Source organism: Pseudomonas sp. EA_5y_Pfl2_R50 (genome assembly GCF_963970475.1).
Classification (GTDB): Bacteria; Pseudomonadota; Gammaproteobacteria; order Pseudomonadales; family Pseudomonadaceae; genus Aquipseudomonas.
On sequence record NZ_CAXAPT010000010.1, the window covers coordinates 121,581 to 133,571 of the forward strand.

The 11,991-nt window shown below is 61.5% G+C and carries 14 protein-coding genes; 8 read left to right on the top strand and 6 right to left on the bottom strand.

Features of this window, described 5'->3' with window-relative positions; genetic code table 11:
• Positions 1 to 47: 47 nt before the first annotated feature.
• Complete coding sequence (locus AACY19_RS18280; RefSeq protein ID WP_339452582.1) at positions 48 to 1,088, top strand: Ldh family oxidoreductase; 1,041 nt, start codon at positions 48 to 50, stop codon at positions 1,086 to 1,088.
• Positions 1,089 to 1,147: 59 nt separating this feature from the next.
• Here the strand turns inward: AACY19_RS18280 and AACY19_RS18285 are convergent, their stop codons facing one another.
• A complete protein-coding gene (locus AACY19_RS18285; RefSeq protein WP_339452584.1) occupies positions 1,148 to 1,465 on the bottom strand; it encodes a DUF883 family protein in 318 nt (105 codons plus the stop codon).
• Positions 1,466 to 1,619: 154 nt separating this feature from the next.
• Between AACY19_RS18285 and AACY19_RS18290 the strand changes: the two genes are divergently transcribed.
• On the top strand, positions 1,620 to 1,874 hold the full coding sequence (locus AACY19_RS18290; RefSeq protein ID WP_057400121.1) for a hypothetical protein: 255 nt from the start codon (positions 1,620 to 1,622) through the stop codon (positions 1,872 to 1,874).
• 5 nt (positions 1,875 to 1,879) lie between these two features.
• On the opposite strand, the gene AACY19_RS18295 is transcribed toward AACY19_RS18290, so the two are convergent.
• Entirely contained in the window at positions 1,880 to 2,788 is a 909-nt protein-coding gene (locus tag AACY19_RS18295; RefSeq protein WP_339452586.1) for a LysR family transcriptional regulator, read from the bottom strand.
• 84 nt (positions 2,789 to 2,872) lie between these two features.
• Here AACY19_RS18295 and AACY19_RS18300 point away from each other — a divergent pair, with 84 nt between their 5' ends.
• A complete protein-coding gene (locus AACY19_RS18300; RefSeq protein ID WP_339452588.1) occupies positions 2,873 to 3,796 on the top strand; it encodes a carbon-nitrogen hydrolase family protein in 924 nt (307 codons plus the stop codon).
• A gap of 173 nt (positions 3,797 to 3,969) precedes the next feature.
• On the opposite strand, the gene AACY19_RS18305 is transcribed toward AACY19_RS18300, so the two are convergent.
• The 3 genes from AACY19_RS18305 to AACY19_RS18315 form a co-directional block, all read right to left on the bottom strand.
• A complete protein-coding gene (locus AACY19_RS18305; RefSeq protein WP_339452590.1) occupies positions 3,970 to 4,443 on the bottom strand; it encodes an LEA type 2 family protein in 474 nt (157 codons plus the stop codon).
• 66 nt (positions 4,444 to 4,509) lie between these two features.
• Positions 4,510 to 5,976 (bottom strand): nucleobase:cation symporter-2 family protein, encoded by a 1,467-nt coding sequence (locus AACY19_RS18310; protein WP_339452592.1) that lies wholly within the window; start codon positions 5,974 to 5,976, stop codon positions 4,510 to 4,512.
• 214 nt (positions 5,977 to 6,190) lie between these two features.
• Entirely contained in the window at positions 6,191 to 7,084 is an 894-nt protein-coding gene (locus AACY19_RS18315) for a LysR family transcriptional regulator (protein ID WP_339452594.1), read from the bottom strand.
• 99 nt (positions 7,085 to 7,183) lie between these two features.
• On the opposite strand from AACY19_RS18315, the gene AACY19_RS18320 reads away from it, so the two are divergent.
• The 5 genes from AACY19_RS18320 (at position 7,184) to AACY19_RS18340 (ending at position 11,669) form a co-directional block, all read left to right on the top strand.
• Entirely contained in the window at positions 7,184 to 8,275 is a 1,092-nt protein-coding gene (locus tag AACY19_RS18320; protein ID WP_339452596.1) for an extracellular solute-binding protein, read from the top strand.
• Positions 8,276 to 8,303: 28 nt separating this feature from the next.
• Positions 8,304 to 9,263, top strand: a complete 960-nt coding sequence (gene speB / locus AACY19_RS18325) for an agmatinase (protein ID WP_339452598.1) — start codon at positions 8,304 to 8,306, stop codon at positions 9,261 to 9,263.
• Positions 9,264 to 9,335: 72 nt separating this feature from the next.
• Entirely contained in the window at positions 9,336 to 10,454 is a 1,119-nt protein-coding gene (gene zapE / locus AACY19_RS18330) for a cell division protein ZapE (protein WP_339452600.1), read from the top strand.
• Positions 10,455 to 10,471: 17 nt separating this feature from the next.
• Positions 10,472 to 11,053 carry a DinB family protein gene (locus AACY19_RS18335; RefSeq protein WP_339452602.1) on the top strand — a complete coding sequence of 194 codons (582 nt, stop codon included), beginning with the start codon at positions 10,472 to 10,474 and terminating at the stop codon, positions 11,051 to 11,053.
• A gap of 118 nt (positions 11,054 to 11,171) precedes the next feature.
• Positions 11,172 to 11,669, top strand: coding sequence for a GNAT family N-acetyltransferase (locus AACY19_RS18340; RefSeq protein ID WP_339452604.1), 498 nt, complete (start codon positions 11,172 to 11,174; stop codon positions 11,667 to 11,669).
• A gap of 84 nt (positions 11,670 to 11,753) precedes the next feature.
• Here the strand turns inward: AACY19_RS18340 and AACY19_RS18345 are convergent, their stop codons facing one another.
• Positions 11,754 to 11,963, bottom strand: a complete 210-nt coding sequence (locus AACY19_RS18345; protein WP_339452606.1) for a hypothetical protein — start codon at positions 11,961 to 11,963, stop codon at positions 11,754 to 11,756.
• Positions 11,964 to 11,991 lie beyond the last annotated feature (28 nt).

Consider the following 11,991-nt stretch of genomic DNA (forward strand, 5'->3'; position numbering starts at 1 on the left):
TCGTTTGTACGCTGTTGTTCCCTCCAATCATCAGTCTGGAGCTTCAGATGTCTGCGCCACACGATCATGTGTCTTCTGCTGTGCCACCTGCGCTGTCGCTTGAAGCGCTGACGCAGTTGCTGGAAAGGGTATTCCTGCGCCACGGGACATCGGCGCTGGTTGCCCAAACGCTGGCCGCCAACTGCGCCGCTGCCGAGCGCGACGGCGCTCACAGTCACGGGGTTTTTCGCATTCCCGGTTACGTTTCGACACTCAACAGCGGTTGGGTCAACGGTCAGGCCGTGCCACAGGTCGAGGACGTGGCGCCAGGTTTCGTGCGGGTCGACGCCGGCAACGGTTTCGCCCAGCCAGCGCTCGCGGCGGCGCGGCCACTGTTGGTGGAGAAGGCCCGCCATGCCGGGATCGCCGTGCTGGCGATACGTAATTCGCATCATTTTGCAGCGTTGTGGCCGGATGTCGAACCCTTTGCCGACGAGGGGCTGGTGGCCCTCAGCGTGGTCAATAGCATGACGTGCGTGGTACCCCACGGCGCCGACCGGCCATTGTTCGGCACCAATCCCATTGCTTTCGCCGCTCCACGGGCCGATGGCGCGCCGATTGTGTTCGACCTCGCCACCAGCGCCATCGCCCACGGTGACGTGCAGATTGCCGCGCGCAAGGGCGAGCGGCTGCCGCCGGGCATCGGCGTCGACAGCCTCGGCCAGCCGACCTGCGACCCGAAAGCCATTCTTGAGGGCGGCGCGTTGCTGCCGTTCGGCGGGCACAAGGGCTCGGCGCTGTCGATGATGGTGGAATTACTGGCGGCCGCGCTGACCGGGGGCAACTTTTCCTTCGAGTTCGATTGGTCCAACCATCCGGGCGCGAAGACGCCGTGGACCGGTCAGCTGTTGATTGTCATTGATCCGGGCAAAGCCGCTGGCCAGAGTTTCGCCGAGCGCAGCCAGGAACTGGTGCGGCAGATGCACGGTGTCGGCCTCAAGCGCCTGCCGGGCGATCGCCGGCAGGGTCAGCGCGCCCGCTCGTTGGCCGAAGGCATTGCGCTCGATCCGCAAACCCTGACCAGTCTTCGCGAGCTGGCCGGCGAATGAGTTTCTGACGGACATGAAAAAGGCGAGCCCGAGGGCTCGCCTTCTTTGTTCGTGGTGCCTTAGCGGCGACCCAGCAGCAACCCGACCACCAGACCGAAGCCCGCCGAAATTGCCACGGTTTGCCATGGATGACCGCCAATGTAGCTTTCGGTGGCATCGACGGCAGGTTTGGTGCGGTCGCGCACGCTGGAAACCGAGTCCAGTGCCTGCTGCAGCTTCAGGGCGATTTGCCCGCGCAGGGTTTCCGCTTCTTCACCGACCAGAGAGGCGCTGCTCTTGAGCAGTTTGTCCGACTCTTCGATCAGAGCCTGAAGTTCGCTGAAGGCCTGATCCTTGATTTGCTCTTCGGCTGCTTGAACGGTGGATTTACGGGCCATTGGGTGACTCCTTGCAGGTGAATGGACAGTGATCAATGGAGTGTGACGGTTACCAAAAAGTTGCACTGATTTTAGGTCCTGAGGAAAAACCTGCGCCGGAGATTTCCGTCGAGCGTGTAAGATGGCGTCATTTTACACAGCAGGAAAATTACCCATGAGTTTCAATCTGGCCGACAAACCCCTCGCAGAGCGCGCGGCGCTGGAAGACGAGAAATCCCGTCTGTTCGAACTCTGGCAGAACAATCTGGGCAAAGCCAAAGGCGAGGCCGCGCGGTTGTTCGGCGAGCGCGCCAAGCGCAAGGGCAAATGGGCCGAATGGGTACGCGCGGAGCTGGATGGCATGTCGCCGCCGGAATTCGCCAACATGGTGCGCAGTGAAGTCAATCGACTGATGGCCGCCAACAAGTAACGCCATCAGGCAAACGTGGCGGCAATTGCCTCGCGCACCTTCAGCACCACCGGATCGACCTGCGTGCTGGTGCGCCAACCCAGTTCGACGGGATAACGCGGCAAGGCGAGCGGGCAGGGCAGCAGGGTCAGGCCAGTCAGGGCGGCGATGCGCTCGGCGGCATGCGCCGGAATCGTCGCCACCGCCTGACTGCCTTTGAGCAGATAGGGCAGCGCCGCAAAATGTGTGGTCGAGGCGCAGACCCGGCGGCTCAGGCCCAGCGCCGCCAGCCCCTCATCGGTGATGCCGATAAAACCGCCGGACGACACCAGCAGGTGATCACGGGCGACGAACTCTTCCAGACTGATGTGCTGCTGGCCGGGCGCCACGCTCGCCGGGTCGACCAGACACGCGTAACCCCCTTCACCCAGCACCTGACGGCTGAGCAGCCGCTCGGCAAAACCGCCGGCGGTGATCGCCAGATCGATGCTGCGCTCCATCAAGTCGCGCGCGACGATCTGGCTGTGGGTCTGGCGGAAAATCAGGCGCAATTTCGGCGCACGCCGGGCAATTTCCTCGATCAGGCGTCGACCGTAGGCAATCTCGAAATCATCCGAGAGGCCGACCGTCACCGAGCGGCCCTCATATTGATTAGCGGCCGGATCAACCATTGCCAGACTTTGCCGGCATTTGTTCAAAGCATCGCTCACCACCGGTTTCAATTGGTTGGCCTTGAGCGTCGGCGCCAGACCACGCCCGGTGCGCACGAAGAGTTGATCACCATAGACCTCGCGCAGTCGGCGCAATGCCGCACTGACCGCTGATTGCGTAACCCCCAGCCGCAGCGCCGCGCGGCTGGCGCTGGACTCTTCGTGCAGGGCTTCGAAGACTTTGAGCAGATTGAGGTCAACCGTCGCGATATTCATTTGGTTCATATCATTCAGCAGTGAATGGGGCTGTATTCATGATCGCGTGGCGCCGGACAATCAGCAACCTCTGAACCTGATGGAGTGACCGCGATGCCCAAGTCAATTGTTGCCGCCCTGCAGATTGGCGCCTTGCCCGGTGGCAAGGGTGAAACCCTGGAACAGATTCTGAGCTGGGAAAGCGCCATCGTCGAATCCGGCGCGGCATTGGTGGTGATGCCGGAAGCGCTGCTGGGCGGGTATCCGAAAGGTGAGGGGTTTGGCACCCAACTCGGCTATCGATTGCCGCAAGGACGCGAGGCGTATGCGCGGTATTTTGCCAACGCGATTGACGTGCCAGGCGCTGAAACCGAGGCGCTGGCAGCCATGTCCGCGCGCACCGGGGCCAATTTGGTGATCGGCGTGATCGAGCGTGGCGGCAGCACGCTGTATTGCACGGCGTTGTATTTCGATCCACAGGCCGGGCTGATCGGCAAACACCGCAAATTGATGCCCACCGGCACTGAGCGATTGATCTGGGGCAAAGGCGACGGCTCGACGCTGCCGGTGTTCGACACCCAGGTCGGCAAGCTCGGCGCGGTGGTGTGCTGGGAAAACATGATGCCGCTGCTGCGCACGGCGATGTACGCCAAAGGCATTGAAGTCTGGTGCGCGCCGACAGTGGACGAGCGCGAGATGTGGCAGGTCAGCATGCGCCATATCGCTCACGAAGGGCGCTGCTTTGTGGTCAGTGCCTGCCAGGTGCAGGCGTCACCTGAGGAACTTGGCGTACAGATAGCCAACTGGCCGGCGGACCGCCCGTTGATTGCCGGCGGCAGCGTGATCGTCGGGCCGATGGGAGAGGTACTGGCGGGGCCGTTGCGCGGCGAAGCCGGATTATTGACCGCTGAAATCGACACCGCCGAATTGGTGCAGGCGCGCTATGACTACGATGTGGTAGGTCACTACGCGCGGCCGGATGTCTTTGAGTTGAGTGTGGATGAACGCGCCAAACCCGGAGTGCGCTTCAACACATAACCCCCGAACGACGCAAAATCTGTGGGAGCTGGCTTGCCAGCGATGAGGCCGTGTCAGTCGACTTTGAGGGTGCTGACACTCCGCCATCGCGGGCAAGCCCGCTCCCACAGGGTTTTAGGGGAATGCTCGCTGCACCGCTTCGGCGTCAGCCAATTGCAATGGCTAGCGCATTTCTACCAGGTCGCGGCACTGGCTTTCGGCAGGCTGAGCTTGCCGCTGTCGACAAACCGCAGAGTGCCGAACAAGCCGCCGGCGAGTTTGCCGCGCAGCACGTAAGGCAGATTGTCGAGGGTTTGCGTCTGGCTCAGGCCGAGGGTCTGGCGCAGCACCGAGAACGCGGAAATGCTGACCGGCACGCTGACGATGGTTTCGGAAAAGCGCGCAATCGAGCCGCTCTGATCGCTGACGCCGGACGCCAGTGAATGACCATTGACCTCCAGATCGAGGGCAATGCCGTTGTAATCGATAGCGGTGTCGTTGGGGTTCTGTACGCGGATCTTGATTGCAAAACGCACTTCCAGATCCTGGCTCGGCAACGGTTCGAGACCGACGACGTTGATGTTCACCGGATCACGGTTGGGAAACAGCGCGCAGGCACTGAGGGACAGCAGCAACAGCGACAGAATGACGGCGTGGAGGCGGCGCATAAACAGACTCTCGACAAAAAAGGGCTGAACCGTCACCGGCCAGCCCTTTTGTGTGGAGCGCAGCGTTTAACGGTTCAACTGTGCGACAGCCCCGGGCTGGGCAGGTTCACCCTTGGCCGGCATGTCGGGGTTTTCCATGACCTGAAGAATAGAGGCTTCCGGGTCGAAATCGTCTTCTTCCAGCTCGATGAATTCTTCTGGCAGGAAGATGTTCAGCACGATAGCGCACAACGCACCGACGGTGATCGGCGATTCGAAGATGTTGCGCAGCGCTTGCGGCAGTTCGCGCAGCACTTCCGGCACCGCCGCGATGCCCAGGCCCATGCCGAGGGAAATCGCCACGATCAGCATGTTGCGCCGATGCAGGCCGGCTTCGGCGAGTATCTTGATCCCGGCTACGGCAACGGTGCCGAACATCACCAGTTCGGCGCCGCCGAGTACCGGTTTCGGCATCAGTTGCAGCACCGCGCCGATCATCGGGAACAACCCCAGCAACACCAGCAGACCGGCAATGAAGAACGCCACGTAGCGACTGGCAACGCCGGTCAGCTGGATCACGCCGTTGTTCTGCGCGAAGGTCACCATCGGCATGCTGTTGAACACCGCGGCCATGGCCGAGTTGAGACCGTCGGCCAGCAGACCGGATTTGATCCGGCGGATGTACAGCGGGCCTTTGACCGGTTGCCGGGAGATCATCGAGTTGGCGGTCAGGTCGCCCGCCGCTTCCAGCGGCGAGACAAGGAAGATCACCGCCACCGGCACGAACGCCACCCAATCGAAATTGAAGCCGTACTTGAACGGCACCGGCACGCTGACCAGCGGCACTTCAGGCATCGAAGCGAAATCCACGCTGCCCATCAGCCAGGCGACGACGTAGCCGAGGGTCAGTCCGATGACGATGGCGCCCAGGCGCAGGAACGGCACGTCGACGCGGTTCAGCACCACGATGGTGCCGATGACCAGCGCAGCGAGGAAAACATGGCTGGCCGCGCCGAGATCGGGGGCGCCGAAACCGCCGGCGATGTCGGTCATTGCCACTTTGATCAGCGACAGGCCCATCAGCGTAATGATGGTGCCGGTGACCACCGGGGTGATCAGCATGCGCAGTTTGCCGATGAACTGGCTCAGCACCACTTCGATGAACGCGGCGAAAAAGCACACGCCGAAGATCGTCGAGAGAATTTCGTCGGTACCGCCACCGCGCGCCTTGACCATGAACCCGGCGCTGAGAATCACGCTGATAAAGGAAAAACTGGTGCCTTGCAGGCACAGCAAACCCGAACCGACCGGGCCAAAACGCTTGGCCTGCACGAAGGTGCCGAGGCCGGAGACGAACAACGCCATGCTGATCAGGTACGGAATTTCGCTGTGCAGACCGAGGGCACCGCCCATGATCAGGGTCGGCGTGATGATGCCGACGAAGCTGGCCAACACGTGTTGCAGCGCGGCAAATACGGTGGCGGTGAGGTGCGGACGGTCGTTGAGGCCGTAAAGCAGATCGTTGTTGCGCGGGACTTTTTCAGAGGCGGTCATGGTGGTTTGCGTGCCGCAAGGCGGGGCCGGGTCAGAAAATGGAGGCGCAGGATGCCGGAAGAGGACGGCGAGGGCAACGAGCAATAATTGCCTGAAAGGTCAGGTTTTACGGGTCGCTATCAGCAAACTGCGCTGGAGAAGCAATCGAGTGAAAAGAGGCCGCGATCTTTCAGGATCAAAGGCTCGCAGCCTGCGGCAGCGACAGGGAGATGTATCAGGAGAAGGCTGCGAGCAGGTCTTCTTCAAAGGCTTTTTGCGCATCCCCCGGCACCTGCGCGCGGTACCGCGCCAGATGAAACGCCACCTCAAAACTCAGTTCGCCTTGGCGTACCGCGCGCAGCAAACCTTTTTCCTGCCAGCCCCGCGCATAGTGATCGGGCAGATAACCGACATGCTTGCCCGACAGAATAAAGGCGAGGGTGCCTTCGACTTGCTCCGATCGCGCCGAACAGACCTTGCCCTGAAACGGTTCGTCGCTGCGCAGAAAACGATAGGGATGATCGACCCGGTCGCAGGCGGCCAGCGCTGCATCGTCGGGCGTCGGATCGCTGAACAACGGATGGCCCGGCGCGCAATACAAATGCTGGGTTTCACTGAACAACTGACGGTAGTCGAATGCGCTCTGCACCTGGGAGAAATAGCCGATGGCCAGATCCAGTCGCTGTTGCAGCAGCAAGCGTTCCATCTCCCCAGGCATGGCGCTGATCAGTTCGATGCGCACCGACTCGTCACGCTCGCGAAAGCGCCGGATCGCCTCGGCGACCCGTTGCAGCACCGATTGATCCACCGCTTCGGAAATTCCCAGGCGCACCTCACCGATCAAGCGCCCGGCGACGCCGTTGGATTGATGGCGAAAGGTTTCAATCGATTCAAACAGCGAGCGCACGGCGATCAGCAGTTGCTCACCCTTGGGGGTGACACTGAATCCGCCTTTGCCACGACTGCATAAACGGTAGCCGAGACGGGTTTCAAGCTTGGCCATCTGTTGGCTGATGCTCGACTGGCTGAGGCCCAGATCACCTTGCGCGGCGCTGAAACCGCCGGACTCGACGACACGCACAAACATACGCAACAGCTGCAAATCGACGTCGTGAAGCTGGCCGAGCATCACATTACTCCGCAATAAAGTCAGGTTAACAAACTTGATATTTTGCCAATGTATCCGAGCGCGCATCCTGCTACCACTTCCTCCGCTCAGGTGTTCGTCATGGCTCCCGTATTCAAGCTGTGTTTCCCCGCGCTGTTGCTGTCTGTGATCATCAACGCTCAGGCCGAGGACAAAACCCTCAATCTTTACAGCTGGGCTGATTACGTACCGCCGGCAACCCTGCAGCGTTTCGAAAAGGAAACCGGCATTCACGTGCGCTACGACACCTTCGATACGTCCGAGGTGCTGGAAACCAAATTGCTTACCGGCGGCAGCGGTTATGACGTGGTGGTGCCGTCTTCCAGCGTGCTGGCCCTTGGATTGGCCGCCGGCGCGCTGAAAGAAATCCTCCACGACGGCCTCAAGGGTTACGCCAACCTTGATCCCGACCTGCTGGAAAAACTCGCCGCTGTCGATCCCGGCAACCGCTACGGCGTGCCGTACACCTGGGGCACGTTGGGGCTGGGGATGAATGTCGAAGCGATCAAACAACGTCTGCCGGATGTGCCGCTGAACAGTCTTGATCTGCTGTTCAAACCTGAATATGCCAGCCAGCTCAAGGATTGCGGAATCGCGATTCTCGATTCGCCGCAGGAAGTCATCGGTCTGGCCCTGCACTATCTGGGAAAAGATCCCTACAGCACCGACAGGCATGATCTGGCGGCCGCGCAAGCGCTGTTGCAGAAACTCCAGCCGTCAGCGCTGTACGTCGCCACCGGGCGGCAGATCAATGACCTCGCCAGTGGCAATGTGTGCCTCGCCCTGACCTATAACGGCGACGCAAGCATGGCCGCCGATCAGGCGCGCAAGGCCAACAAGGCGTTCGAGGTCGCTTACCGCATTCCCCGGGAAGGCACGCTGATCTGGCAGGACAACCTGGCGATCCCCAAAGACGCGCCGCACCCGGAAGCGGCGCGGGCGTTCATTGAATTCATGCTGCGGCCTGACTCGGTCGCCGAACTGACCAACACGCTGTATTTCGCCACCGCCAATCAGGCAGCAACGCCGCTGGTGGATGAAGCGGTGCGCAGCGATCCCGACATCTACCCGCCTGCCGACGTGCGCGAACGGCTCTACGCCGACCGCAGCATGAGCCTCAAGGACATGCGCCAGCGCACGCGCCTGTGGACCACTTTCCGTAGTCACCAATAGCCCTCGACAAACAAGAAGGAGCACACCGATGGACGTGCCAATGCAAAATGACCAGGCCCTGACCCGTGACAGCCTTTATGGCACGGCTGCCGAAAGCACCTACGCCGGCATCACCAGTTTCATGCGCCGCCGTTACAGCCGTGACCTGCGCGGCGTCGACGTGGCGGTCAGCGGCGTGCCGTTCGACACCGCCACCAGCAACCGCCCCGGCGCACGGTTCGGGCCACGCGGGATTCGCGCCGCGTCCACCGGGATTGCCTGGGAGCGGCACTGGCCTTGGGCGTTCGACCCGTTCGATCATCTGGCGGTGATCGATTATGGCGATTGCGCCTTCGATTACGGCGCGCCGCACTCGATCCCGCAAAGCATCGAAGCCCACGCCGAGCACATCCTCAATGCCGGCAGCGCCATGCTCACCTTCGGCGGCGATCACTTCATCAGTTACCCGCTGCTCAAGGCCCATGCGCGCAAACACGGCACGCTGTCGCTGATCCACTTCGACGCACACAGCGACACCTGGCCGGACGAAGAGGGCAAGCGCGTCGATCACGGCACCATGTTCTGGCACGCGGCCAGGGAAGGGTTGGTCGACCCGGCGCGCTCGGTGCAGATCGGCTTGCGCACCACCAATGACGACCCGATGGGCTTCCAGATCCTCGATGCACGGCAAGTGCATCGGCGTGGCTGCGAAGCGATTGTCGAAGCGATCCGCGCGCGGGTCGGCGATAACCCGGTGTACCTGACGTTCGACATCGACTGCCTCGATCCGGCCTTCGCCCCTGGCACGGGAACCCCGGTGTGCGGCGGCCTGAGCACGGTGCAGGCGCTGGAAATACTCGGCGGCCTGCGCGGGATCAATCTGGTGGGAATGGATGTCGTCGAAGTCGCCCCGGCCTACGATCATGCCGACGTCACCTCACTGGCCGCCGCCACCCTGGCCATGGAAATGCTCTGTCTGTACGCCGCCCGGCACAAAGTCGACCTCTGAACACCAACGCATGACGCCTGTGGGAGCGGGCTGCGTTTATCTCCCTGTGAGCATCGTGGCATACTGCCGCGCATGACGTTCGACTCCCCTTTAAGTGCCTGGCAACACGCCGTTCAACACAAGGGTTTCATCCAGGATGAAGCCCAGGAACACGCGGTCTGGGCGCTGCACAAATGCCACCAAGCCCTGCACGCCGGTGTCCGTTCGGTCACCGGCGTCTACCTGTGGGGCCCGGTCGGGCGCGGCAAGACCTGGCTGATGGATCAGTTCTATCAATGCCTGCGTGTGCCGGCACGGCGTCAGCATTTCCATCACTTCATGGGCTGGGTGCATCAGCGCTCGTTCCAGTTGACCGGGATCGCCGATCCGTTGCGGGCGCTGGCCAAGGAGTTGGCTGCCGAAGTGCGGGTGCTGTGTTTCGATGAACTGTTCGTCAATGACATTGGCGACGCGATCATTCTTGGCCGGTTGTTTCAGGTGATGTTCGACGAAGGTGTGGTGGTGGTCTGCACCTCGAACCTGCCCCCGGACGATCTGTACGCCGACGGCTTCAATCGTGACCGCTTCACCCCGGCCATTGCAGCCATCAAGGCGCATATGCAAGTTGTCCCGGTCAATGGCGCCGAGGACCATCGCTTGCACCCGGGGGCCATCGAGCAACGGTATTTTGTGGCCACGCCGGATTCGGCCAGCGCACTCGACGCGGTGTTTCAGGCACTGACACAAGGGCAGGCCGCCAGCCGCGAACCCGTGCCGGTCGGCCATCGGATTCTGAGCGTGGTGCAGGCCAGTGAATCGGTGTTGTGGTGCCGCTACGCTGATCTGTGCGAACAACCCTTTGCCGCCATGGACTTCATCGCGCTGTGCGATGGATACCGCGCTATCCTGATGAGCGAGGTGCCCAATCTCAGCGCTCGGAAACGCGAAGGGCGCATTGCCAGGGGCACCGAAGATGGCGCTGAACGGGTGATCGCCGGGGATCGCGAACTGCCACAGTTGTCAGTGCATGACGACGGCGTGCGCCGCTTCATTGCGCTGGTCGACGAGTGCTACGACCGCAAAGTGCCGCTGTACATCGAGGCGCAAGCCCCCATGCACGCGCTGTACACCGAGGGTTATCTGGAATTTCCCTTCCGCCGGACCCTCAGCCGTTTGCAGGAGATGCAGTTGCAGCGCTTTGCCGACGCTTGAGTGAAGAGGGCGCCACCATGAGTCAACCGCTATCCCATCACTTGCTGACCATGGCCTACCAGAATGCCTGGGCCAATCACCGTTTGGCAAAGGCCTGGTCGCAACTCTGCGATGCCGAGCTGGCCGCGCCTCGGGTGAGTTTCTTTCCGGGCATTCGCCTGACCCTCAATCACATCCTGATCTGCGACTGGTTCTACGTCGACGCACTGGAACGAGAACTGCGCGGCGTCGAGCCGCACCCGGACTGCTACGTCTTTTTCAATCAGGATGAGCCGTTCACCGAAGCTGCCCCGTTGCGTGAAGAACAGGCGCACGTCGACCGGCGTCTGATCGCCTATTGCGAGCAACTGCGCGACGCGGACCTGCTCCGTCTCGTCACCATTGCCCGAGATACACCGCAGCACGACAGCCGTTTGCGCATGCTCTCGCACCTGTTCGAACACCAGATCCATCACCGTGGCCAGGTGCACGCGATGCTCAGCGCAACGTCGATAAAGCCGCCACAACTGGACGAGTTTTTCTGTGCCGGTGAAAGCCACCTGCGTGCGCAAGACTTCGCCGAGCTGGGCTGGACTGAAGAGTTGATTTGGGGACATTGAAAAAGCAAAGGATCTTTTGCTGTTGCGGGTTGCCCGGCGGATCACGACCGCGCTAAGGTCGAGCAGCCTATCAGCGCGCACGTTGCGCGCCGAGGCTTGTGTTTGATCGGGGATGGAAATGGATTCCGCAGAAATTCTGGTACTTCAGGCCAGCTACACCAATCCAGTGCACGCCGAGGCCATCGGCATCGTGCTCAATCTTTACGCCGAGGACCCTATGGGTGGCGGTCATTCGCTGGACCCCGATTTGCTTCGGCGTTTGCCGGAAGAATTGGCCCGTCGACCGCACGCGTTCAGCGTGCTTGCCTTCGTCGGTGGCGAACCGGCAGGGCTGGTGAATTGTTTCGAGGGGTTTTCCACGTTTGCCTGCAAACCCTTGGTCAACGTGCACGACGTAGCGGTAGCCGGTAAATTCCGTGGCCTCGGCCTCAGCCAGAAAATGCTGCGCAAGGTCGAGGACATCGCCCGCCAGCGCGGCTGCTGCAAGATCACCCTCGAAGTGCTCGAAGGCAACGCGGTGGCGCAGAACGCCTACAGCAAGTTTGGCTTTGCGCCAGGCATGTTCGACCCCGATCACGGGCGGATGCTGTTCTGGATCAAGGAACTGCAGGCATAAAAAAAGGCGCCCGAAGTGGGCGCCCAACTGTCTTCTCCCAGGCCGGAGCGGAGCCATGGGAGGTCCATCGGTTGCTCTTTGAATTCAGTGGCGATACGACTCGATCACCTGCGCGGTCTGATCGGCGGGAACGCGAATTTCTTTCGCGTTGGCGTCGCTCTGCTGCTCGCTCTGGGCGTGGTGAACCGGGAAGTTGTCGTAGTAGTAACGCATGCGCTCAGCGCCGCCCTCGGCAAAAACGCTGGCAGAACCCAGGGCGAATAGCCCGGCAAGAATTGCGGTAGTGATTTTCATGGTGCCTCCTACTGATAAGTGGGAGCCG

Bases quoted from the DNA above. Each gene is read 5' to 3' on its own strand.
- AACY19_RS18280 (WP_339452582.1), top strand. From the start codon at position 48: ATGTCTGCGCCACACGATCATGTGTCTTCTGCTGTGCCACCTGCGCTG.
- AACY19_RS18285 (WP_339452584.1), bottom strand. From the start codon at position 1,465: ATGGCCCGTAAATCCACCGTTCAAGCAGCCGAAGAGCAAATCAAGGAT.
- AACY19_RS18290 (WP_057400121.1), top strand. From the start codon at position 1,620: ATGAGTTTCAATCTGGCCGACAAACCCCTCGCAGAGCGCGCGGCGCTG.
- AACY19_RS18295 (WP_339452586.1), bottom strand. From the start codon at position 2,788: ATGAACCAAATGAATATCGCGACGGTTGACCTCAATCTGCTCAAAGTC.
- AACY19_RS18300 (WP_339452588.1), top strand. From the start codon at position 2,873: ATGCCCAAGTCAATTGTTGCCGCCCTGCAGATTGGCGCCTTGCCCGGT.
- AACY19_RS18305 (WP_339452590.1), bottom strand. From the start codon at position 4,443: ATGCGCCGCCTCCACGCCGTCATTCTGTCGCTGTTGCTGCTGTCCCTC.
- AACY19_RS18310 (WP_339452592.1), bottom strand. From the start codon at position 5,976: ATGACCGCCTCTGAAAAAGTCCCGCGCAACAACGATCTGCTTTACGGC.
- AACY19_RS18315 (WP_339452594.1), bottom strand. From the start codon at position 7,084: ATGCTCGGCCAGCTTCACGACGTCGATTTGCAGCTGTTGCGTATGTTT.
- AACY19_RS18320 (WP_339452596.1), top strand. From the start codon at position 7,184: ATGGCTCCCGTATTCAAGCTGTGTTTCCCCGCGCTGTTGCTGTCTGTG.
- speB (WP_339452598.1), top strand. From the start codon at position 8,304: ATGGACGTGCCAATGCAAAATGACCAGGCCCTGACCCGTGACAGCCTT.
- zapE (WP_339452600.1), top strand. From the start codon at position 9,336: ATGACGTTCGACTCCCCTTTAAGTGCCTGGCAACACGCCGTTCAACAC.
- AACY19_RS18335 (WP_339452602.1), top strand. From the start codon at position 10,472: ATGAGTCAACCGCTATCCCATCACTTGCTGACCATGGCCTACCAGAAT.
- AACY19_RS18340 (WP_339452604.1), top strand. From the start codon at position 11,172: ATGGATTCCGCAGAAATTCTGGTACTTCAGGCCAGCTACACCAATCCA.
- AACY19_RS18345 (WP_339452606.1), bottom strand. From the start codon at position 11,963: ATGAAAATCACTACCGCAATTCTTGCCGGGCTATTCGCCCTGGGTTCT.